The 22,393-nt window shown below is 58.8% G+C and carries 22 protein-coding genes and 1 pseudogene; 16 read left to right on the top strand and 7 right to left on the bottom strand.

All coding sequences use genetic code 11. The annotated features are described in order from the left end of the window. Positions 1–2 precede the first annotated feature (2 nt). The 3 genes from HNO52_RS05085 (at position 3) to HNO52_RS05075 (ending at position 2,929) form a co-directional block, all read left to right on the top strand. The gene (locus HNO52_RS05085) at positions 3–191 is read left to right on the top strand and encodes a hypothetical protein (RefSeq protein WP_197568111.1); all 189 of its coding nucleotides are present in this window, start codon (positions 3–5) and stop codon (positions 189–191) included. Continuing rightward, positions 184–1,710: a sodium:solute symporter family protein gene (locus HNO52_RS05080; protein ID WP_197568110.1), complete on the top strand. Its 1,527-nt coding sequence runs from the start codon at positions 184–186 to the stop codon at positions 1,708–1,710. Before HNO52_RS05085 ends, HNO52_RS05080 begins: the two co-directional genes overlap by 8 nt. A gap of 187 nt (positions 1,711–1,897) precedes the next feature. Further along, a complete protein-coding gene (locus HNO52_RS05075) occupies positions 1,898–2,929 on the top strand; it encodes a 2,5-dihydroxypyridine 5,6-dioxygenase NicX family protein (protein ID WP_197568109.1) in 1,032 nt (343 codons plus the stop codon). 98 nt (positions 2,930–3,027) lie between these two features. On the opposite strand, the gene HNO52_RS05070 is transcribed toward HNO52_RS05075, so the two are convergent. Continuing rightward, positions 3,028–4,080, bottom strand: a complete 1,053-nt coding sequence (locus HNO52_RS05070; protein WP_197567144.1) for an IS481 family transposase — start codon at positions 4,078–4,080, stop codon at positions 3,028–3,030. A gap of 234 nt (positions 4,081–4,314) precedes the next feature. Here HNO52_RS05070 and HNO52_RS05065 point away from each other — a divergent pair, with 234 nt between their 5' ends. The 6 genes from HNO52_RS05065 to HNO52_RS05040 all read left to right on the top strand — a co-directional run bounded on the left by HNO52_RS05065 (position 4,315) and on the right by HNO52_RS05040 (position 10,077). Beyond that, positions 4,315–5,334: an IS30 family transposase gene (locus HNO52_RS05065; RefSeq protein WP_197565507.1), complete on the top strand. Its 1,020-nt coding sequence runs from the start codon at positions 4,315–4,317 to the stop codon at positions 5,332–5,334. 284 nt (positions 5,335–5,618) lie between these two features. After that, a complete protein-coding gene (locus HNO52_RS05060) occupies positions 5,619–6,431 on the top strand; it encodes an ABC transporter substrate-binding protein (protein ID WP_197568108.1) in 813 nt (270 codons plus the stop codon). Between the two features lie 121 nt (positions 6,432–6,552). Then, a complete protein-coding gene (locus tag HNO52_RS05055) occupies positions 6,553–7,218 on the top strand; it encodes an amino acid ABC transporter permease (protein ID WP_197568107.1) in 666 nt (221 codons plus the stop codon). After that, a complete protein-coding gene (locus HNO52_RS05050; protein WP_197568106.1) occupies positions 7,215–7,943 on the top strand; it encodes an amino acid ABC transporter ATP-binding protein in 729 nt (242 codons plus the stop codon). Before HNO52_RS05055 ends, HNO52_RS05050 begins: the two co-directional genes overlap by 4 nt. A gap of 29 nt (positions 7,944–7,972) precedes the next feature. Next, positions 7,973–9,262, top strand: coding sequence for an NAD(P)/FAD-dependent oxidoreductase (locus tag HNO52_RS05045; protein WP_197568105.1), 1,290 nt, complete (start codon positions 7,973–7,975; stop codon positions 9,260–9,262). Between the two features lie 17 nt (positions 9,263–9,279). Beyond that, positions 9,280–10,077 (top strand): IclR family transcriptional regulator, encoded by a 798-nt coding sequence (locus HNO52_RS05040; RefSeq protein ID WP_197568104.1) that lies wholly within the window; start codon positions 9,280–9,282, stop codon positions 10,075–10,077. Between the two features lie 98 nt (positions 10,078–10,175). Here HNO52_RS05040 and HNO52_RS05035 read toward each other — a convergent pair whose 3' ends face one another. Together HNO52_RS05035 and HNO52_RS05030 are read right to left on the bottom strand one after the other, a co-directional pair. Further along, complete coding sequence (locus HNO52_RS05035; RefSeq protein ID WP_197568103.1) at positions 10,176–12,215, bottom strand: TRAP transporter permease; 2,040 nt, start codon at positions 12,213–12,215, stop codon at positions 10,176–10,178. 103 nt (positions 12,216–12,318) lie between these two features. Next, entirely contained in the window at positions 12,319–13,335 is a 1,017-nt protein-coding gene (locus HNO52_RS05030; RefSeq protein ID WP_197568102.1) for a TAXI family TRAP transporter solute-binding subunit, read from the bottom strand. A 277-nt stretch (positions 13,336–13,612) separates the two neighbouring features. Here HNO52_RS05030 and HNO52_RS05025 point away from each other — a divergent pair, with 277 nt between their 5' ends. Then, a complete protein-coding gene (locus HNO52_RS05025; protein WP_197568101.1) occupies positions 13,613–14,401 on the top strand; it encodes an IclR family transcriptional regulator in 789 nt (262 codons plus the stop codon). Here HNO52_RS05025 and HNO52_RS21415 read toward each other — a convergent pair. From HNO52_RS21415 to HNO52_RS05005, 4 genes and pseudogenes are all read right to left on the bottom strand, one after another. Continuing rightward, positions 14,344–14,523 (bottom strand): hypothetical protein, encoded by a 180-nt coding sequence (locus HNO52_RS21415; protein ID WP_197569103.1) that lies wholly within the window; start codon positions 14,521–14,523, stop codon positions 14,344–14,346. The genes HNO52_RS05025 and HNO52_RS21415 overlap by 58 nt on opposite strands. Continuing rightward, a complete protein-coding gene (locus HNO52_RS05015; protein WP_197568100.1) occupies positions 14,520–14,915 on the bottom strand; it encodes a hypothetical protein in 396 nt (131 codons plus the stop codon). Before HNO52_RS05015 ends, HNO52_RS21415 begins: the two co-directional genes overlap by 4 nt. 56 nt (positions 14,916–14,971) lie before the next feature. After that, positions 14,972–15,442: pseudogene (locus tag HNO52_RS21410) on the bottom strand (RraA family protein); the annotation flags it as partial. Positions 15,443–15,496: 54 nt separating this feature from the next. Continuing rightward, positions 15,497–16,750, bottom strand: coding sequence for an MFS transporter (locus tag HNO52_RS05005; RefSeq protein WP_197568098.1), 1,254 nt, complete (start codon positions 16,748–16,750; stop codon positions 15,497–15,499). Between the two features lie 144 nt (positions 16,751–16,894). Here HNO52_RS05005 and HNO52_RS05000 point away from each other — a divergent pair, with 144 nt between their 5' ends. From HNO52_RS05000 to HNO52_RS04975, 6 genes are read left to right on the top strand one after another with little or no spacing between them, the layout of a single operon-like run. After that, complete coding sequence (locus HNO52_RS05000; RefSeq protein WP_197568097.1) at positions 16,895–17,671, top strand: enoyl-CoA hydratase/isomerase family protein; 777 nt, start codon at positions 16,895–16,897, stop codon at positions 17,669–17,671. Next, positions 17,668–19,278 (top strand): acyl-CoA mutase large subunit family protein, encoded by a 1,611-nt coding sequence (locus HNO52_RS04995; RefSeq protein WP_197568096.1) that lies wholly within the window; start codon positions 17,668–17,670, stop codon positions 19,276–19,278. The genes HNO52_RS05000 and HNO52_RS04995 overlap by 4 nt, the downstream gene beginning before the upstream one ends. Before the next feature lie 34 nt (positions 19,279–19,312). Next, positions 19,313–19,708 carry a cobalamin-dependent protein gene (locus HNO52_RS04990; RefSeq protein WP_197568095.1) on the top strand — a complete coding sequence of 132 codons (396 nt, stop codon included), beginning with the start codon at positions 19,313–19,315 and terminating at the stop codon, positions 19,706–19,708. Beyond that, positions 19,705–20,883, top strand: a complete 1,179-nt coding sequence (locus HNO52_RS04985) for a CaiB/BaiF CoA transferase family protein (RefSeq protein WP_197568094.1) — start codon at positions 19,705–19,707, stop codon at positions 20,881–20,883. The genes HNO52_RS04990 and HNO52_RS04985 overlap by 4 nt, the downstream gene beginning before the upstream one ends. A 1-nt stretch (position 20,884) precedes the next feature. Further along, complete coding sequence (locus HNO52_RS04980; protein ID WP_197568093.1) at positions 20,885–21,796, top strand: ArgK/MeaB family GTPase; 912 nt, start codon at positions 20,885–20,887, stop codon at positions 21,794–21,796. Positions 21,797–21,818: 22 nt separating this feature from the next. Continuing rightward, positions 21,819–22,382 (top strand): cob(I)yrinic acid a,c-diamide adenosyltransferase, encoded by a 564-nt coding sequence (locus HNO52_RS04975; RefSeq protein ID WP_197568092.1) that lies wholly within the window; start codon positions 21,819–21,821, stop codon positions 22,380–22,382. Positions 22,383–22,393 lie beyond the last annotated feature (11 nt).

The raw sequence follows: 22,393 nt of genomic DNA, 5'->3' as shown, positions 1-22,393 counted from the left end.
TCATGAAAAGAAGTAAGTGGATATGGCTGGTCTGGGCAGTTGTCCTGCTCTGCTACCTGGTTCCCTACACGCTGTTGACCGATGTGCAGGCATGGTATGGCAGCTTCCTGTTCTGGTCGATTGCCGGTCTCGCGGTCATCGCTCTGAACCTCTTCATCACCAAGGACTTCGAGGAGCACAGCAATGACTGAGTCACTGATCTGGTGGTCGATAGCCATCTATCTCTTGATTGCCATCGGCATTGCCATCCTATCGCGCCAAGGCAAGTCGGAGAGCATGTCGGGCTACTTCCTGGGTAACCGGCAGATGAACGGCTTCGTGTCGGCGTTGAGCTATAGTGCGACGACCTACAGTGCCTTCATGATGGTGGGGCTCGCCGGGCTCACCTACGCCGGTGGCGTTGGCGCCCTAGGCTTCGAGATCATCTACTTTGCGGGTGTCTCGCTGGTGGCCATCTTCGGGCCGAAGTTCTGGGCCGTCGGCAAGAAGTTCAACTTCGTGACCCCGAGCGAGATGTTGGGGCACCGCTACAACAGCAAGCGGGTCGCCATGGCAGTGTCGGTCGCCAGCTGCATCTTCCTGATTCCCTATGCGGCAGTGCAACTGGCGGGGGTCGGCTACCTGTTGCAAGGCACCACCAACGGCGCTATTCCCTTCACCACCGGCGTGATGCTGGCCACGGCGATTGCGATTTTCTTCTCCTATGTGGCAGGCATTCGCTCGGTCATGTGGACCGACTCGCTACAGGCAATCATGATGATCGTCGCCTCGACACTGGTCGCCTTCCTGGTCATCCAAGGCCTCGGCGGCTTCGCCGCTCTGTTCGATACCCTGGCCACCGAGCATCCCCAGTCGCTGACGGTACCGGGCTCCGGCCTGTTCAGCTTCATCACCTTCCTCGGCCTGACCATCCCTTGGTTCTTCTTCAGTCTCTCCAATCCCCAGGTCAGCCAGCGCCTGTTCATGCCTTCCTCGCTGCGTTCCATGCGGCAGATGCTGATCGGCTTCCTGGTCTTCGGCTTCATCTACACCCTGGTGTCGGTCCTCTGGGGCTTCTCGGCCTTGGCCGCCTTCCCGGGCCTGGAAAGCGCTGACCTGGCCACGCCATCGCTGCTGGCGTCCGAGTTCGTGCCGCCGGTGCTGGGCGTTATCGTGATGATCGGGATCATGGCCGCAGCGGTCTCCACCATCGACTCGATCATGCTGACCCTCTCCTCGATGCTGGCGCGTGACGTCTATGCCAATGTCAAACCGGGTACCAGCGAGAAGCGTCAGCTGCTGGTCGGCAAGATCGTCATTCCGGTAATCGCGCTCATGGCGCTGGGCTTCGCCGAGCTACAGCTCGACCTGATCGCGGTACTGTCGGTGGCAGCCTCCTCCGGACTGGTGGCCATGGTGCCGGCGATCATCGGTGCCTTCTATTGGAAACGCGGTACTGCCGCCGGCGCTCTGGTGAGCGTGCTGGGCACCGGCGCCTTCGTACTGTTCGTCTACGCCACCGGCAACTCCTTCCTGGGACTCCCCGCTGGGATATGGGGAATCATCGTCTCTAGCGTACTTTTCGTTGGCGTAAGTCTTGCTACCCAACCATGCCAAACTTCTGCCGATAGATTTATGGAAGCTATCAAGGAAGAGCTTTCAAAAAAATCACAGAAGCCGAAGGAAAGCGATATAGAACTTCCTTCATCACTTCAGAGTAAAGTCCAGTAGCAACACGGACACCATGTCAAACCAATAGAGCAATTAGCGCTCGACAGGGGGGGGCGAAATCGCCCCCCTGTCTTAAAACGCACAACTACCAAAGGCGGATGTACCAAAAGAACTCTCATTCAATCCAGATTCGCACGACACATCCAACCCTTTAACTCACCCATCTACGTGAAACGGAGAGAAGATCATGGACCAGGCGAGCTTTGCAGAAATTTGCCTTCATCAGCTAAAAATGTCAGGCGTTCATGAAGGCGAAAAAGTGATCGTACTAACGCAGGGAAATGAAAGAATCGAATACGCTGACGCATTTATGGCGGCAGGACAGAGGCTTGGAGCTAAAATGTATCACATGCGCCTGCCAGCGCCACTACCTACTGGAGGCTGGAATGTCGGCGTCAATAGCTTATCAACCATGCCTGAGGCAGTTGACGCATTGAAACAATGCGACATGCTGATAGACTGTATTTTCCTTCTTTTTTCCCCAGAGCAAATGGCCATACAGGCAGCTGGGACGCGCATACTCACTGTCGTAGAGCCCCCGGAGCTTTTGGCCAGAATGCTTCCTAACCCAGAGCTAAAGGAGAAGGTCGAGATAGCCGGCGAGCTTCTTTCTAAAGCAAAGGTGATGCGTATCACATCGGCTCATGGCACGGATGTCACATACAAACTAAACACTTACCCTACTGTCACAGAGTACGCCTGCACAGACGAGCCGGGACGATGGGATCATTGGCCGTCAGGGTTTGTTTTTACAGGCGGGGACGACGACGGAGTTGATGGTCAGATCGTCGTTGCTCCCGGTGACGTCCTACTGCCACAAAATATCTATGTCCGCGAACCGATCACCTACACGATAGAAAAAGGGTGGATCACTGATATTCGTGGAGGACTTGATGCCGATATCGTTAAATCGTATATGAGGGATTTCAATGATGAACGTGGCTTTGGTATGAGTCACGTCGGCTGGGGAATGAACCGAGATGCCAAATGGCATAGAATGGTTCCAGGAGAATTCCCTGGCGGGATGGGTATGGAGCCCAGAAGTTTTTATGGCAATGTCATGTTTTCAACAGGGCCAAACAGCGAACTTGGCGGAACAAATGACACTGCGTGTCACTTAGACATTCCAATGAGAAACTGTTCTCTTTTCCTAGATGACAGACCGATACTGGTTAACGGAGATATTGTAGAAAAAGACATTGCTATGCCGGAGAAATAGCTTTAGTAGAGTCCCGAAAAACTCCCATTCGGGACTCAACACCTTATCTGTACAGTGATGGTATTCACCTGACACATGCCCCCATGGGCTCCCTATAGTTAAGCAGTGTTTTCTGCCGTTTTCCTGGGTTCCTTCTTCGTCTCTTTGGGGAGCCCTTTCTTGAACACGGCATAGGGCGTCGCCCCCTTCATGTTGCGGCCTTGATGCGGCCGTTTCGTGTTGTAGGTGGCCAGATAGTCGTCCAGGTCCTGCTGCATTTCTTCCAGGGCTTCGTACCACTTGGTGCGCCCCTGGATGCGAAAGTGCTCGTCCAGCAGGGTGCGGTGCAACCGCTCGACGAAGCCGTTGCTCTGCGGTCGGCGAACCTTGGTGGTGCGGTGCTCGATTTCTTCGAGCTGAAGGAACAGCTCATACGGATGCTGATCCTTACGGCCGCAGAACTCGCGGCCGTTGTCGCTGAGTACCGTGCTGACTTTGGCGTTGTGAGCCTCGAAGAAGGGCAGCACGTCATTATTGAGCACATGCACGGCCGTGATGGGCAGTTTGCTGGTGTAGAGGCGGCCCCAGGCGTAGCGGCTGAAGCAGTCGATGACGGACTGGAGATAGACCTTGCCAACCCCCTTGAGCGTACCGACGAAGAAGGTGTCGACAGCGACCAGCTCGCCGGTGTGATGGACTTCGATATGCCGTTCACGAAACTCAGGGCTGAACCGCTCCAGGTGGCGGACTTGATCTTCGGTCAGCTCGATCTTCTGCTCGCGTGTGGCCCTCTCGAGCCGCAGAAGGCGTTCATGACGGGTCAGCAAGTCATGGCGTCCCCAGACGCCTCTGACGCCCGTAGAGCTGACCTGAATGCCACGTAGCGCCAGTTCTTGCGCGACACGAACCGGACCGTGAGTGGGGAAGGCCAGGCTGTGCTCGAGGATAGCCGTTTCGATCTCTTCGCTGACGCGATTGGGGTGTGGTCCCCGTGGCCCGGGGAGCTTGTCGATCAGCCCTTCAGAGCCGAAGGTTTGATAGTTGCGACGGATCTCATAGAACTGCTGCCGGGAGTAGCCCATGACCTTGCAGGCCTTGCTGACGTTCTGCAGATCCTTGGCCAGTTCTAGGAGACTGAGCTTGCGACGTGCTACCTTTTCTTCGGTGGTCATAGTCGTTTCCTCATGGTGTTACAGCCGAGCGTCAGACACTCGTTCTATAACCCACGGGGAGCACTATGGCCACTCTGCTTTTCAGCGGCCGACTGTCAGGTAAATACCGTCACACTTCACCTTATCAGCAACCACACCTCAACTTAAGCTATAACCCACCTTCATTACCTAAACCAAGGAGGGGCGGTCTCAATGACGAAGTGCAACACCTGACCCATCAGGTATCGTGTTGCCATGCCTCATTGCTATCGCCACCTCACTGCTGAAGACCGAGCCGCCATCATGATGATGCGAACCACCCACTCGATCCGGGCCATCGCCGCTCACTTGGGGCGCGCGCCAAGTACCGTGTCACGGGAGCTTGCTCGCCATACGGTCGATGCCAGCAGAGGCTACGATGCCAGCCTGGCAGGCTATAGAGCTCGGTTGGCGCGTCACCGGCCACGTCAGCAACCAAAGCTGCATCCCGGCAGCGAGCTATTCGATTTAGTCGCCTATCTGCTGCGCCAGTACTGGTCACCGCAGCAGATCGCCAGCACACTGTCACTCATGTTTCCTGATGATAATCGCCGCCAGGTCTCCCACGAGACCATCTACAACGCGCTCTATGTGATGCCCCGAGGCTCTCTCAAGAAAGAGCTCATCGCCTGCTTGCGGCAGGGCAACGGCAAGCGTCGGCCGCGCAGCCGGGGTAAAGACCGGCGTGGCCAGATCCCGGACCTGGTTAGCATTCATATGCGGCCGCCCGAGATCGAAGACCGCCTGATGCCCGGCCACTGGGAAGGTGACCTGATCATGGGAGCCAACAACCGATCCGCTGTCGGCACGCTGGTGGAGCGCACCACGCGCCTGGTGATACTGGCCAAACTGGACGGCACGACGGCCACCGCCGCTGCCATCGGGTTCAGCGACAAGCTGAACGAGGTCCCACGCGCCTTGCGGCTCTCCATGACCTACGACCAGGGCAGGGAGATGATGCAGCATGCCGAGATCACACAACGGACCGGGACGGCCATCTATTTCGCCGATCCCCATAGCCCGTGGCAACGAGGCTCTAACGAAAATACCAACGGTTTGTTGCGGCAGTACCTGCCGAAGGGCACGGACCTGTCGGTCTATAGCCAGGAAGAGCTCGATGCCATTGCGGATTCCTTGAACACACGACCGCGCAAGACATTGGACTGGCGAACGCCTCTGGAAGTCTATTCCGAGGTGCTCAAGAAATCGGTCGCTGGACCGGGCACCCTTCAATAGTGTTGCGCTTGGAACTTGAGACCGCCAGGTAATAATTCTGGAATTTCTCGAATTCTTGCTATGAAAAGATGGTAGTCGCCTCGCGACTGAGCCAGCGGCCTGTCACCAGGAGCCCTCCGCTATCTATTCGCCACACCGAGCTTAACCCCAAGCTCTGGGGAACCTATTTTTATCGCATAGCGATAACAATTAACTCTTGCCGATAAAAATGAACTCGTCTAGGGTCTAGGTGTGCCTCATGCACAACCTGTCGATAACAATCCAAGACCTAGACAAGGTGCCCCATGACTTTCACCGATTCTTCAGCTCAGCCGAACGTCCTTGCCCGCCGCTCTGCCAAAAGGGCCAAGCAACTCTTGTTACCGGGATTGCTGGGCCTCACCTTGGCGATAAGCGGAATCACCACCGCGCAAGCTCAGGAAACTCTCCGCGCCGGCGGCACACCCAGCGGCATCCCCTTTACTTTTCTGGATGTGCAGACCAATGAAATTACCGGCGCCATGGTCGATGTGATCAATGCGGTCGGTGAGGACATGGGCTACGAGGTCACTGTCCAGGAATCACCATTCAATGCTCTGATCCCCTCCTTGACGTCCGGAAAGATCGATATCATCTCGGCTGCCATGCTCAAGACGCCAAAACGCGCCGAAGTAGTCGCATTTAGCGATGATATCTACCCCTATGGGGAAGGCGTCATCATCAAAGACGATTTTTCAGGCGACATAACGAACCTGGAAGACCTTGAGGGTCAGGTGATTGGCGCTCAGGTGGGAACGACCTATGTTCGTCAGCTTGAGGAAACGGGCCTCTTCCCCGAGATCCGCAACTACGACACTCTTGCCGACATGATGCGTGATGTCTCGCTTGGGCGGATTGTGGCCGGAGTGGGTGATGCGCCGATCATGAGCTATCAGCTCAACCAAGGTCGCTTTTCCGATCTGAAGCTCGCCGAGGATTATGACCAGCAGATGGTTGGCCATATCGGCCTGGCTGTCGCTCAGGACAATACCGAGCTGTTGGATCAGGTTAATGCCTCTCTGGCCAAGCTGAAGGGAGATGGCACCCTGGACGCCATCTTCGATGAATGGGGCCTGTAACTAAAAAGCTCCTGCGCCGGCCCTGACCGGCGCCCTTCCACTTCCCCTGACGAGACGCTCTCTGAAGCGGCCGCACTGCGATGCCGCGCACGGTGAGCGCATGGCTACCAGAAGGCATCTTATGGAGTTCTCTGACGTCGCAGCGTTCTTCCCTATTCTGCTCAAGGGCGCAGTTGTCACTGTTCAGATTACGATTGGCGCACTAATACTCAGTTCCGTTCTGGGACTTTTGCTGGCCCTCATGAAGCTTTCGCCAATCCGCGTGTTCGCAGTGACAGCAGGTACCATCATCAATGTGATCCGTGGCCTGCCCATCATTGTGCAGCTTTTCTATATTTATTTCGTGATACCCGAGCTTGGCATCCAGCTAAGCGCCTTCCAGGCGAGCATCATTGGGCTGGGCATCGCCTATAGCGCCTACCAGGCGGAAAATTTTCGCGCCGGTATCGAAGCGATTGATTCAGGACAGATAGAGGCAGCTAAATCGATCGGCATGAAGAGCCGCCTGATCATGCGTCGGGTCATCCTGCCTCAGGCCATCCGCATCACTCTGCCGCCCTACGGAAACACCTCGGTGATGATCCTCAAGGACTCTTCCCTGGCGTCCACCATCACGGTCGCTGAAATGACGCGTGCCGGACAGCTGATTGCCGCCTCCACCTTCCAGAACACTACGGTCTATACCATGTTGGCGCTGATGTACTTGGCCCTCAGCCTGCCGCTGATATTCGGGGTTAACCGCCTGGAGCGTTATTTCGGCAAGTCAGCCAAGGGAGGCGGCAAGTGATAATCATCGACAACATCCACAAGTCTTTCGGTGACACAGAAGTGCTCAAGGGCGTCAGCCTAGAGGTACAACCTGGCGAGGTAGTCTGCTTGATTGGCCCATCGGGTTCAGGGAAATCCACCGTGCTTCGCTGCGTCAATGGGTTGGAAAGCTATGACGATGGCGAAATAACCATCAACGGCCGCCGCGTGAATACGGATCAGAAGGACATCAACGAACTGCGGACGAAAGTCGGAATGGTTTTCCAACGTTTCAACCTGTTCCCCCATCGCTCAGTAGTGGAGAACGTTATGGAGGGTCCTGTCTACGTCAAGCACGAACCCCGCCAACAAGCCCGTCTGCACGCCATCGAGCTACTCGAAAAAGTTGGTCTTGGCGACAAGATAGACGCCTACCCCCAGTCACTTTCCGGGGGGCAGCAACAGCGCGTGGCCATCGCTCGTGCCTTGGCGATGAGACCTGATGCGATTCTCTTCGATGAACCAACCTCAGCCCTGGACCCTGAGCTGGTGGGTGACGTGCTTAAGGTCATGCGCGACCTTGCCGAAGAAGGCATGACCATGGTCGTAGTCACCCATGAGATGAGCTTTGCCCGAGAGGTCGCTGACCGAGTGTGCTTCCTGTATGGCGGACAGATTGTCGAGGAGGGGGCTGCTTCGACAGTTCTCAGCACGCCACAACATGAGCGCACGCAGGATTTCCTGAGGCGTGTACTCAATCACTGACACAGCGCAAGAACGGAAGGATTCGATTAATGACTGATACCAACATGCCGCCTTCGCTGTGGGCCGATACGGCACAACCGCCCCCTCCTCGCCCTCCCTTGGAGGGGCAACAACGAACTGACGTACTGGTGGTCGGCGGCGGATTCACAGGCTTGTCTGCTGCGCTGGCACTCGCAGAACGGGGGATCGACGCAACGCTCGTCGATGCTTGCTCTGTTGGTTGGGGTGCGTCAGGCCGAAATGGTGGCCAAGTGATACCGGGACTGAAATATGATCCGGATGAGCTAATCGCTCGTTATGGTCGAGATCTCGGGGAGCGGATGATTGACATCAGCGGACGCAATAGTGACGTTGTCTTCGATTTGATCAAGCGACACGACATACGCTGTGAGGCCACCCGTAATGGCTGGATCCAGCCTGCAGCGACGCATACTGCCTTGAAAGTGACCCAGTCGCGAGCCCAGCAGTGGGCTGCCCGGGGGGTAGAGGTAAAGTGGCTCGATCGCGCCGAGTGCTCTCGGCGCTTGGGCTCTGAAGCTTATCTCGGCGGTTGGCTTGATCCGCGGGCTGGCGGGTTGAACCCCCTAGCCTATGCACGTGGGCTGGCCAGTGCTGCGGAACATGCTGGCGCCAAGCTCTACGAGCACTCTGCGGTTGAATCCATCAACCGTGAGGCGGGCAGGTGGCAGGTTACGCTATCCAACCGAGGGAAGGTGGAGGCCGACCAGGTGCTTATATGCACCAACGGGTATACGGGTGGTTTGCAGAAAGGGTTGGAGAAGAGCCTGATTGCTGCCAACAGCTTCCAGATAGCGACCCGGCCGCTGACCGAGGCAGAAGGAAAGAATATTCTGCCAGAAGGTGAAGTAGCCTCAGACGCTCGCAAGCTATTGCTATATTTTCGTCGCGACAGTTCGGGCCGATTCCTAATGGGCGGCCGTGGGCCATTCCATGACCCCAAAGGAGCACAGGACTTTCGTCATCTGGAACGGGCCATCCATAAGCTCTATCCGGCGTTGAGAGGGGTCGAGATCGAATATCGTTGGGCGGGTCGCGTGGCGCTCACACGCGACGCCATCCCGCATGTCCACCAGCCAGCGCCTGGGCTCACGGTGGCGCTGGGGTATAACGGTCGTGGCGTGGGGATGGGAACCCATCTGGGCAAGCTTGTTGGTGAATACCTGGGAAGCGACTCGCTGCAAGATCACCTGCCCTTCCCCATCAGCACAGTTAGGCAGATTCCGCTGCATGGGCTCCAGCGGTTCTACGTCGGAAGCGTCGTAAACTACTATCGGGTCAAGGACTGGCTGGAACGATAGTCAAAGGAAATCGCGACATGACAACAACAGAACGGGATGCAAGTCGCTCGGCGCTATTCAATCAATCCATAGAGAAGGCATTCAGCCTTCTCGGGTTGTTCAATGCGCACCATAGCCAGATGAGCCTGTCTGAGCTGGCTGAACTTAGCGGTATGAGCATGGGGTCGGTACAGCGGATTACTCATACCCTGCAGGAGCTTGGCTACCTGGAGCGTGTGCCCGGCACCCGTAAGTACCGCATCGGTATCAAGATTATGACAGTCGCTGCACAATACCTCGAAGCCGACCTGTTGGTGGACTGCGCCAATCCCTACCTATCGGATCTCAGCAACCGATGCATGGAAACGGTGTCTCTTACCGAGCCCAGTGGTAATGACATGGTATACGTTGCACGATTCACCAGCCGCCACTACATCCCCATCCACATGCCCATCGGCAGCAGCTTGCCCATGTATTGCACGGCATCAGGGCGTGCATACTTGTCGGCTTTGCCTGAAACAATGGTTCGCGATTACCTGGCAAGCACCGAACTGGTGAAGCATACACCCGATACGGTGACAGATGTCGACGAGCTAGTGCAGATCATTCAGGAGTGCAAGACACACGGTGTGGCTTGGAATAATGCCGAATTCTTTCTTGGCGACCTGAACATCGCCGCACCGGTGTTAAATGCTGCGGGTATGCCTGTTGCTGCCGTTCATATCACGACACCGACCAGCCGCTGGACCCTCCAAGATGCATTAAGCCAACTAGGTCCGCCGTTGATGGAGTGTGCGAGAGCCATTACGAAAACCGCCAGGACCAAGGCTCGTTAGCGCAGCAGAATGCAAACTCATGCATCACAGAAAAAGACAGCCCCGCTGATAACAGGGCTGTCTCCGTCACTCTTCCAACCCAGCTACCTAGGCTGCGCCTATCGGGTCATACCTGTACGCTTTCGAGCATTGGGGCTTTTATTGAAGCAGCCTGCACTGAACCACACGCGATGAAGCCACAGCCCTGCCAGCAAGCCCACCATGCCGACCATGTCAAACCACAGGCCGGGGGTGACCATGACGATAGCCCCGGCGCCTACCATGAGCCGAGGCAGCAATCTCATGCTCTCCCCCAGTTGGCCAATGGCTGCCACCGACAGGAAACCGATGCCCACCATCGCGCTGAGCACGGCAAGCACAATAGTCAATGGATCACCGGCCAGGGTTAGTTCAGGGTTGAGAATGAACAGGAACGGCAGCAGGAAAAGGCTGCAGGCCAACGTCAGCGCATAGCGAGCAGTGCCGAGGAAGGTTCCTCCGCTGATCGCTATAGCGGCGAAAATCCCTGCCGCCACCGGCGGGGTGATCGCCGAAACGCTGGCGAAGAAGTACAGGAAAAGGTGAGACGGAAGGCGATCGAAGCCTAGATTCAACAAGGGCGGAGCCAGCACCGCGGCTCCCACCGCGTAAGCCGCCGGGGTCGGCATTCCCATGCCGAGCACGATGGCCAACGCCATGGTCAGCAGCAGCGAGACGATCAGATAATCGCCGCCTATAGAGAGAATTACCTGCGACAGCGTAACCCCAAGCCCCGTCAGGTTGATCACCGAAACCATCACCTGAGCGGCAGCGATAATCATAGCAATGTAAACCACGCTGAGCGAGGCACTGTAAAGCCCATCATAGGTGGCACGAAGTAACTCGGCCACGCGTCCTTGCACCGATGCTTCCTTTGGCCGTGGCGACGGCGCCTCGAGCCCTGCCAGATCACGCGAGCGATCGCTGACTTCGGTAACTCTCTGACGTTGCGGCAGCAGCGAGCTGATGGTCATTATGAAGAGGATCGACATCAGCGACCAGAACACCGCCGTCTGAATGGTGTAATGCTGCAAAATGAAAAACAATAACACCATGATCGGTATCAGCAGGTTGGCCATGGCCCATGGCTCGAAGGCCTTCCTGCGTGTGGGGATCAGTTGCGGCGGCAGCGCCTCCAGCCCGTAGCGACGGGCCATCAGATAGACCCCCAGTAGCAACGCAGTAAAGAACAGCACCGACGGCACTAGGGCAGCCTTGACCACCTCCAGATAGGGGATTCCCAGCAACTCCGCCATCAAGAAGGCGCCGGGGCCCATGATGGGCGGCATGATCTGTCCGCCAGTGGAAGCGACAGCCTCGATAGAGCCAGCCAGGTTGCGATTAAAACCCAGCCGTCGCATCAGTGGGATGGTCAGTACGCCGGTACTGGTCACGTTCGCCACCGTACTGCCGTTGATCATGCCCATGAAGGCGCTACCGATAACCGCCACCATGCCCGCCCCGCCACGTAAACGCCCCCCCAGGCGCATGGCAATGCGAATGAAGGTATCGCCTGCCCCACTGACGTTGAGCAACGCCCCCAGAATTAGGAACAGTGCCACCACTGTGGCAGAAATCCCCATAAGCGTGCCCAGCACCCCGTTGTTGCCCAGATAGAAAACGTAAATCATCCGCTCGAGTGAAAGGCCTCTGTGCCCGAACGGGTCCGGAAGATAGGGCCCAAAGTAGGCATAACAGCAAAATAGCGTGATCAGCCCGACAAACATCCAACCCAGGGTCCGCCGTACCGCCTCAAGTAGCAGTAAGAACAACGACACACCAAAGACCTTCTCTATCGCTTCGTTCACGTACCAGTTGCTCATGACGATAGCGTCATAATTGACGAACACGTAACCTAACAGCACAACGCAGGCACAGGCACAAGGCAGGTCGAGGAGGAACAGTTGCAGGCGCGGAAAACGGGGGCGCCCCTGGTAGAGCAGAAACACGAAGAACAGCGCTCCGCCCAGATGGACAGCACGCTGCTGATAATTAGGAAGCGTGCCCACACCAGCCGTCACGACGTGAAACAGAATCCATGCCAATGCCAGGCTTCCGACAATCCAGCCTGCCACTCCGCTGAAGCGGCGTAAATGTGTGATGCGCTCATCTGAACTCATAGAAGAAGCCCCGACATCCCGAACTCACTATCGACAAGCGGAGCAGAGCCCCAGGCCCTACTCCGCCTACCATGCGACGTAGAAATATTCGCCAAGTCGGTAGTTACTCGGCATATTCGGGCGGAATCAAACGCTCTGGAACGTCGTGGCCCTGTTCCTCGAGATAGCGCACCACGCCTGCATGTAGCGGCGCCACGCTCGCATTGAGCGTCAGCTGCACCGGGTCGATAGCAGCAGCCGGCGCATAACCATCGGCAGCCGCCTGGATGCCAGCCTCGGAGAACGCTTGCGCAACGATGCCGTAGGCGGTCTCCTCGTCCAACTCGCTGGTGGTGTTGATACCAATGCCAGTCTGAATGGTCACCAAGGGGCTTTGCTGCTCGCCGTAATGATCTTGGGCATCGATTTCACCGACGCTAAAGTAGGGGCGTGCATCTGCGACTTGCTCCGCCTGCTCCTGAGACATCGAAAGCAACCGCACAGGGCGTGATGAATGCGCCTGTTGAATGTAACCATCGGGATGCAAGCCGGCCTTGACGAAGGCATCAAGACGCCGGTTCTGGTAGGCATCCAGCGCATCGCTGGCCCCGGCGCGATAGTACTCGGGTTCGATACCCAGAATCTCGAGCACCGTCTCGGTCTGTCCTTCGGTCGCGGTGCCCCGGCCACCGGAGTTAAAATCCTGGCCTTCCAGGTCCTCCAGCGAATGAATGTCTGTATCGGCCGAAACGACCCAGTTCAGCGGCAGCGGTGCGAAAAAATACAGGGTGCGCAGGTTCTCTGCCGGCGAGCCATACTCACCCTCGCCCTGCATGGCCTGGTGATCGGAAGATGTAACCGCGATGCCCATGTCGACTTCGCCGCGTAGCAGCCCTTGGGTCGATGCCGAGGCACCTCCCAGCTCCTGGATGCTCATGTTGACGCCGTCAACGTTGTCGTTCCAATCGGATACCACGGCTACCTGGTAGGAGTAGAAGGCTGAGCCGCTGTGGGTGCCGCCCATGGCCAGTCGGGCCTGTGCTTCCGAGTCCGGCGACACCAGACCGAGCGTAAGAAAACCCGCAGCGCTGAAAGTGAGGGCGTTCAGGCTAAACGAAAATCGATGCTTGATGATAGGCATTGTTGTTGTCCTCTTGGCGTGTCCGTGGTGCGTTGGCTTTGCTCGCTTGGAAATGTCGTCCTTCCCTGGGGGTCAAGTTTGCCGGAGCGCAAGCTCTCTCAAACTGCTGCCGGCTCGTTTTACTGCTTGGTACAAACCTAGCAGATTTTCACCCATGCGTAATACTATTCAGCAAATCGAATAATATGAAAGAGTCGCATGACCGAATTTCGCAAACCCTAGCGCATCAAGTACCCTTGTGGATCGGCGGGGCCTCAAGAGCAATGGACGAGTCACTATGAAGCAAGCCTCTAGCGTCAGTACCGGCGTTGGCCAGAAAGCCCCTTCCCGGCCCGAAAGCGTCAAGACGGCAGCCCGTACCCTGAGCCTCTTCGAAGCCTTCGCCAAAGCCCAGACCCCTCTCTCGCTGACGGATCTTGCCAAGCGCATCGATGCCCCGGTCAGCAGCTGCCACGCCCTGGTCAAGACACTACAGACCCTGGGTTACGTCTACGTATTGGAGCGAAAGAAGCGCGTTTACCCGACTAAGCGGCTGCTGCAGGTCGCCCAGTCGATCGCCTCGCATGACCCGCTGCTCGAGAGTGTCTCGCCCGTGCTGCAGGACCTTCGGGACGAACTCGGTGAAACCGTGATTCTCGGAAAGCGCCAGGATCACAGCGTGGTGTACCTCGACATCATCGAAGGCACCCATACCGTGCGCTATGCCGCGAGTCCCGGTGACGCCAAACCGTTACACTCCAGTGCCATCGGCAAGGCCATGCTCGGCGAGGAAAGCGGCGTGCAGTTGCAGAGTCTGTTGGAGCGTCTTCCCTTGCCCAGCGTGACATCGAGCACCATTACTGACCGCGACCAACTGCTAGATGATATCCTTAATGGCCAGCGTCGCGGCTACTTCGTCACTCGCGGCGAGAATGTCGATGACGTGATGGCAATGGCCATCGCCCGACCGGTGTTTGGTGAAACATTGGGGCTGGCAATTGCCGGGCCGATGGAGCGGATGTCCCGTCACTACGAGCGGTACCGCGAGGCCCTGATGCGACATGGCGACCGGCTGGCCTCGCTTTGACTTGGCCCGTGGCATTCACGAATCGTCCATGCTGTCTTTCCCCCCTCGCTATCGATATCGATGATGGTGGAACACGGCGATGCCACCTTCGCGCCAATGCCGGCTGGCCACTCGAATCCTATGCTGCCGAATCCAGAGCTGAACTGAAAGCCACGCGGCGTTGATACCTGTCAGTGCTGCATCGCCCACATCTGTTGTTGGCCGACACCCGTCGTGACAATAGGTCGGATGGCAGGTGACCGGGCAGACAGGCAATGACCGACGCCCCCGTCATGACACCCTCTTTCAATATCGGCTCCAGCGGATACTGGAGGTCAACCCGCTTCAGGTAGCCTTGCCACTCGCTGGTTTCAAGCGGCATGGCAATCTCCAGCAGTTGCCAGAGTGCATGCGGTGGGTCGGCGGTAATGTCCATATATACAGGCTTGGTTTTACCGATCTCGTTGGTTTCCACATCGATATGCACGATACGGGCAGCATGGGCGGAGGCCTCGGGGTCGCCGATGTCCCTCACGGGACAGAGCGTTAGAACCTCCAGGTTGGCACCGCCCGGCTAGCAGAACACCCTCGTCACACCCAGTGCCACCAGGCAGGCCATGAGCCAATACATCGGTGCCTTTGATAGGCTCCCCTGCCACCGGCTGCATTGTTTTCATGGCTAACGCCTCCCGTCATCAATGGCTCACCTCGGAGGGCCCCATCATCAAAGACTTGGTCGAGTTCGTTGATGGTCCCCGCAGAGCTTGCCGCCGCTCCACTCAACTCCCCAAGGGAGGTGCCATTGGCAATCAATCGCCTCGATGGCTTCGTCCTCCTTTTGGGTACGGTCGATAGCAAGGTCCACCACCTCGTCGGCGTATTGCTTCGGCACGCGCAAGTCACCATCTCCGTTAGCGACAATGCGCCCCCCGGATTCATAGTCACGCCATCGCACACGATGGGTGCGTTGACCCGACCGTGCCCACATTTGTCCGGATGAATCGAACTGACTTGCGTGTACCACACGGGAAAACCCAAGGAACGCCCCGTATCCGTGTCCCGTACGCTGCTGTGGAATAAACCGTTGCTGTACCGACGCTCCGGTACGTATAGGCGTTACCTATCGATGCCGTGAGCGCTCGGCACCTCCTGGGTGCGACTGGACGCCCTGAGACAGAACAGCGCCAGCAGCGACGCCAGCATCGGAAGCAGGAAGCCGGCAGAATAGCTGCCACCGAGCGAGACGATGACACTGAACAACGCGGGCCCAGTCAGCACTCCCATGTAGGTCAGCACCAGAACCGCGGCGGTAGCCTCACTCACCTCGGCCTTTGGGCTGCGCCGCGCTACCTCCGAAAGGTAAACGCCGTTCCAGCCAATCGCCGTGCCCCCGGCGGCACTCAGCAGCGCTATCACCAGCCAGACCGGGGTGTCTGGCCCCAGCAGTGAGACCGCGACAAACAACACCAACATGGCAACGGCCAGGCCGCACAACACGGGAACACTCCGGCCCAATCGGTCGGCCAGCATCCCCCAGCCAACGCGGCCAAACACGCCAGAAGCGTGAACGACCGACATAATCACCCCGGCCGTGACGAGGGTAATCAGTAGCTCTTCCACCATGAACGCCACAGTAAAGCTCAACAGTGACAACTGCGCTGCAGCCAGACAGAACCCAGCCATCCCGAGCCACAGTATCTGCGGACGCCGATAGAGCACGGTGAGGCTGCCGGAGCCCCGCAGCAGCGTGGTGGGCGCGCGATCGCGGTCCCAATCGCGGCGCCGCAGCTGCAATGCCAAACCGGTGACCAGCGCGGCCAGGCTCAAGACAAGAAACGCGGCGTGCCAGCTCCAGGCATGAGCAAGTGACGGCGCCAGGGAGCCCGACAGCACACCACCCAGCGGAACACCGGACTGCTTGATCGAATAGAGCAGGTTGCGATGGCGCAGCGGCGTATAACGCGCCAGAAGCTGTGCCGCCGCGGGGTTGGTCAAGCCGTAGGCAACGCCGAGAAGCAATGTGGTAAGCAGCAGCGCGGCCGGCGTGCCGCCCCCTGCCATCGCGCAGCCCAACATTACCAGGGCCATGGCCACCTGACTGGAGCGACAGGCACCGAGGCGCCGCGCCAGCGATCCTGCCTGCAACGACACCAGCATGGCAATCCCATACAGCAAACTCACCTGCATCCCCACCAGGCCGGTGGGGATGCCGAAATCGGCCGCGATCTGCGGTGCCAACACGGGCACCAGCAGCATGGCGGCACTGGTCAAGGCCTGCACCCAAGTGGTAGTCGCCACCACGATCCAAGCCTCCCACCTAGAGGCCGGGGGTTGGTCAAGCGTTGCTGCAGGTGGGAGAAACTTCGGCATGCCATGGCTCCTTTCACCTCGGTGCCCAGTCCCGAGGATCGGCTTGCTGGGGATACCTCAACTTGACAGATAATTTCACATATAAGTATGTTTATTCATTATGCGGAAATAAACAACGCCAACATCCTCCGTCGGAGCGCCTCCATGGCCGAACATCTTCTTGTCGACGCGCAAGGCCCTCTGCTGAGGGTGACTATCCATCGTCCCGAGAAACGCAACGCCCTGTCCCGGGCGGTACTCAATGAACTCGCCGACGTCTTTACTGAGCAGGCGGCAATCCCAGAGTTGAAGGTGGTCGTGCTGACCGGTGCCGGTGACAAGAGCTTCGCCGCCGGTGGCGATCTGCGGGATCTCGCTCAGGTACGCAGCGAAGAGCAAGCCACCACCATGAGCCACGAAGCAAGGCGCGCGCTCGATGCGGTGAGCCAGTTTCCGGTTCCCGTCATCGCCGCCCTCAATGGCGATGCCATTGGCGGTGGCGCAGAACTCGCCGTGGCTTGCGATTTCATCATCGCCCCACCCACCAGCCGCATTGGCTTCATACAGGGCAAGCTCAACATCACGACCGCCTGGGGCGGCGGCGCTCGCCTGTTGAGCCGTCTCCCGGCACCGCTGGCATTGCGCCTGCTGACCCGATCCGAGCTACTCGACGCCCATGCCGCACAGCGCATCGGCTTGATTGACCAAGTGGCCGAGGAGGGTCAGACGCTCGAGCAATGTGTCGAGCAGTTCACCAAGCCCATGCTCGCCCAGGCACCTCAGGTCCTGCGGGGCTTCAAGGCCCTTGCGCTGAGCCATACCGACGGTCTGTCGAAAGCAGAACTGGCCGAGATCGAGACCCGCCATCTCGTCGCCACCTGGACACATGACGATCACTGGGATGCCGCCGACAAGATTCTGAATACGAGGAAATCTCCATGAGCGATTCCGGAAACCGCACACCCCCCATTCCTGCGCCGCATACCGCCTCCGGTATCGAGATTCCCGAGCGAATCACTCCCGACATGCTCCGCCAACCCGACCCGGGAAACCCCGGCGAGCCACCCTACACACGCGGCATCTTTCCCAACGGCTACCGCGGGCGACTATGGACGTTCCGTCAGTACTCCGGCTTCGGCACTGCAGAGGACACTAACGAGCGTTATCGCTTCCTGCTGGAAAGCGGCCAGACCGGCCTCTCGGTGGCCCTCGACCTGCCCACCCAGTGCGGCTTCGATCCCAACGACCCCATGGCACGCTCCGAAGTGGGCAAGGTAGGGGTCTCGTTATCCAACCTCGCCGAAGCGGAAATCCTCTTCGATGGCATCGACCTGGGCGGTATTTCCACCTCCTTCACCATCAACGGCACCGCAGCCATCGTCTATGCCATGTACTGTGCGGTGGCTGACAAGCAGGGCGTGCCGCGCGAAAAACTCACCGGCACCATCCAGAACGACATTCTCAAGGAGTACGTGGCCCGCGGCACCTGGATCTTCCCGGTACGCCCCTCAATGCGTCTGATCTCGGACACGATCCTGTTCTCCAACCGCGAGACCCCGCGTTTCAACCCGATCAGCATCGCCGGCGCCCACGTGCGCGACGCTGGCGCCACCGCGGTAGAGGAGTTGGGCTATACCCTGGCCAATGGCCTGGCCTACGTCGAGGAGCTGATGCGCCGTGGTGGCGATGCCGCCAAGTTCGCCAACCGGCTGAGCTTCTTCTTCTACGTCCACATGGATTTCTTCGAGGAAGTCTGCAAGTTCCGCGCGGCACGTCGCCTTTGGGCAGCCCTGCTGGAGGAGCGCTTCGGCATCACCGACCCCAAGGCGCAGCGCTTCCGCTTCGGGGTGGTCTGCGGCGGCTCCTCGCTGACCGCCGCCCAGCCTTACAACAACATCGTGCGCGTGGGCATCGAGACGCTGGCAGCCACCCTGGGCGGCGCACAGTCGGTCTTCACCTGCGCCTATGACGAGGCCTTCCAGATCCCCACCGAGTTCAGCGCCGAGATTGCCCTGCGCACCCAGCAGATCATCGCCTACGAGAGCGGCATCTCGAAGATCGTGGACCCCCTGGGGGGCAGCCACTATGTGGAATGGCTCACCGACAAGATGGAAGAAGAAACGCGACGGGTCATCGAAGAAATCGATGAGTATGGCGGGGTGGAGAAGGCAATCGAGGATGGCTACCTGCAGGCGCGCATCGCCGAGCGTGCCCATGAGCGCAAGCAGAAGGTTGACAAGGGAGAGACCGTCATCGTCGGACAAAACTACTTCCGCCGTGACGATCAGAGCGACGACTTCGGGGAGGTGTTCAAGGTCGACCCGCAGGCCGCGCAGCGAGTGCAGGAGAAGTATCGGCGCGTCCTGGACGAGCGCGACTCGGCCAAGGTGGAGCAGACGCTGAAAGCCCTGGAACGGGCCGCAGCGAAGGATGACGAAAATCTCATGCCCTACCTGATCGACTGCTGCCACGCCTATGCCACGGTGGGCGAGATGGTCGCCACGCTCAAATCGCAGTGGGGCGAGTTTCAGGAACCCATCCGACTGTGAGCCGGCCCTCACCCATCCCCAGTGGAGACACCCCATGAGCTTGAAAGGAAAGAGAATTCTGATCGCCAAACCCGGCCTGGACGGCCATGACGTAGGCGCCAAGGTGATCGCCCTGGCGCTTCGCGACGCCGGTGCCGACGTCATCTACACCGGGCTGCGAAAAAGCTCGGAATATATCGCCAAGGTGGCGGTGGATGAGGACGTGGACGTGGTGGGACTGAGCATGCTGTCCGGTAGCCACATGGCGCTGGTCAGCGACACCATGCGCTGTCTGGAAGAGTACGACGCCAGCGACATCAAGATCTTCGTGGGCGGCACCATTCCCGAGAAAGACCGCGCGGCCCTGATCGAAGCCGGGGTATGCGGCGTGTTCACCGCCGACATGCCACTGGAAGAGGTCATACGTGCCATCGAGAGGGAGCTATCATGAGCCATACCGCCACCCCCTCAGGCCCGCTCAGCGGTATCCGCATCCTCGAGGTGAGCCATATGCTGGCAGGCCCCTACTGCGGCATGTTGCTTGCCGACCTGGGTGCTGAAGTGCTCAAGATCGAGGCTCCCCGGAAAGGCGACATCGGCCGCCAGATCGGCCCCCACTTCATCGGCCCCCACAACGCCTACTTTGCCAGCCTCAACCGCAACAAGCGCAGCATCAGCCTGGATCTGACCAGCGAGGCAGGACAACAGCGCCTGGGCGAACTGGCAGCAAATTCACACGCCCTGCTCACCAATGTGCGGCCCGCGGCTGTCCGCAAGCTGGGGCTGACCTATGAGGCCCTGCGCAAGTACAACGACAAGATCGTCTGCCTGGCACTGACAGGCTTCGGCCTCGAGGGCCCTTTCGCCGAGAAGCCCGCCTACGACTACGTCATTCAAGCCTTGGCCGGCGTCATGGCCATGACCGGTGACCCGAATGGCCCGCCAGTAAAGACCGGCTACTCCGTGGTCGACAACTCCGCCGGGATCATGGGCGCATTGGGGCTTACCGCCAAGCTGGTCGAGGGCAAGGGCGGCCAAGTGGACGTTTCCCTCTACGACACCATGCTCTCGCAGCTCAACTACCTGGCAGGGGGCTACCTCAACGCCGGGCAAAAGGCGCAGCGCTACCCCGGCGGCGGCCACCCCTACATCGTTCCGGCACAGATCTTTCCTACCCAGGACGGCCACTTGGCACTGTTCATCACCCACGACGGTTTCTGGGCCGACTTCTGCCGTGAGATCGGTTGCGAAGCCTGGATCACCGATACGCGCTACGCCACGATGGCCGCACGCACCGCGAATCGCGAGGCGGTGATCGCCGATGTCCAGGCGGTGCTGGCCACGGGCTCCACCGACAGCTGGGTCGAACGACTCGCCCCCCTCGGTGTGGTCGTGGCCGGGGTCCAGAGCCTGGAGGATGCCCTGGAATCAGAGTTGACGCGCTCACGGCAGATGGTCGTCTCGGTGCCCACGCCACATGGCGAGATCCGCATGGTGGGAAACCCCATCAAGCTTCAGGGCCAGCCGACCCACTACGGCCCCCCGCCGCTACTCGACGAAGATGCCGGGAAGTTCGAGGAACTGGATGGGCAGAGTCACGTTTCGCACAACGCTAGCGGAGGCTGACATGAGTGGTCTTGCCCCTCGTTCGCGCCGCGCGCTCGGCCGCGAGCTGACCCGCCTGGCCCAGGCGTCGGTGGCGGAAAGCCTGGCACACAGTGCCCAGCGCCCCGAGCCTTCCATGCAGACGGCACGTATCGGTTTTACCGGCGCACCAGGCGCCGGCAAGAGCACCCTGATCAGTCGGCTTGCCAAGCTTCGGTTGGCCGCCTGCCGCGACCAGGGCGGCGTCGCCATCCTCGGCATCGACCCCACCAGCCCACTGACCGGCGGTTCGATTCTCGGTGACCGTATCCGCATGGACGCCATCGCCAACGAACCAGAACTCTATATCCGCTCGCTGGCTAGCCGCAGTTCCAACGACGGCCTGGCAGACAACGTGCTGGATCTACTGGAAACCGTAGAGATCTACGGATTTCGTGAAGTGCTGCTAGAAACAGTAGGCGTGGGCCAGGCCGAGCACGCCATTCGCCACTCAGTGGACACCTTGGTGATGGTCCTGCAGCCCAACGCCGGCGATGCCATCCAGGCGATGAAATCAGGGGTGCTCGAACTCGCCGATATTTACGTGATCAACAAGGCCGACCTGCCCGGCTCCAAGAAGAGTGCCTTGGAAATCCGTGGCATCGTCCAGCGCTCTCAGGCAGCGTGGCGCCCCCCGGTGATCGAGGTCAGCCAGCAGCACGAAGAGGGGCTGGCCAAGCTGGATTCTGCCATCAGTGAACACCTCGCCTGGCAGGCAGAGCACCGCAACGCCAGCGAAACACTGCGGCGGCGGCGCCACTATCACGTTCAATCGCTGATCGTACGTCGCGTCTCCGAACTGCTCGAGCATCAGCCTCAGTTGCTCGATGCAACGAGCCTGGCAGAAGCCTATGCCGACATCCTTAGAACACTCGGCCAATATGCCAAGCAATAAAGCCCTCGCAGGAGAAATCGGAATGGTAAAGCTCAACAAGATCTATACCCGCACTGGCGATAAGGGACAAACTGGGCTTGGTGATGGAACCCGGGTCGCAAAGCATGATTTGCGAGTGGCAGCCTACGGCACGGTGGACGAAACTAACGCCGCCATTGGCTTGACGCAGTGCCATGCCAAGGGCGACATGAAACTCCTGCTAACCAGGGTCCAGAACGATTTGTTTGATGTCGGTGCTGATCTGTGCACGCCCGATCAATATGCCCCGCCCTTTCCCCCCTTGCGAGTCACCTCGTCACAGGTTGAATTTCTCGAGAAGAGAATTGACGAATTCAATGCAGATCTGGAGAGCTTGCGCTCGTTCATCCTCCCTGGCGGCACCCAGCTATCCGCTCACTTACATATGGCCCGCACCATAGCCCGAAGGGCAGAACGGCTTATAAGCAAGCTGGTGGAAGGCGCGCCGAGCCATCTCGAAACTTTGCGATACATGAATCGTCTCTCCGACCTGTTATTCGTCTCAGCCCGTAAGGCCAATTCCAATGGCTCCCAAGACGTGCTCTGGGTACCGGGGGCTAACCGATAGGGTTGAGCTAC

The sequence above is a fragment of the Halomonas sp. MCCC 1A13316 genome, assembly GCF_014931605.1.
Lineage (GTDB): Bacteria > Pseudomonadota > Gammaproteobacteria > Pseudomonadales > Halomonadaceae > Halomonas.
Note: the sequence above shows the minus strand (reverse complement) of the source record. Positions and strands in the feature narration are given on the sequence as shown.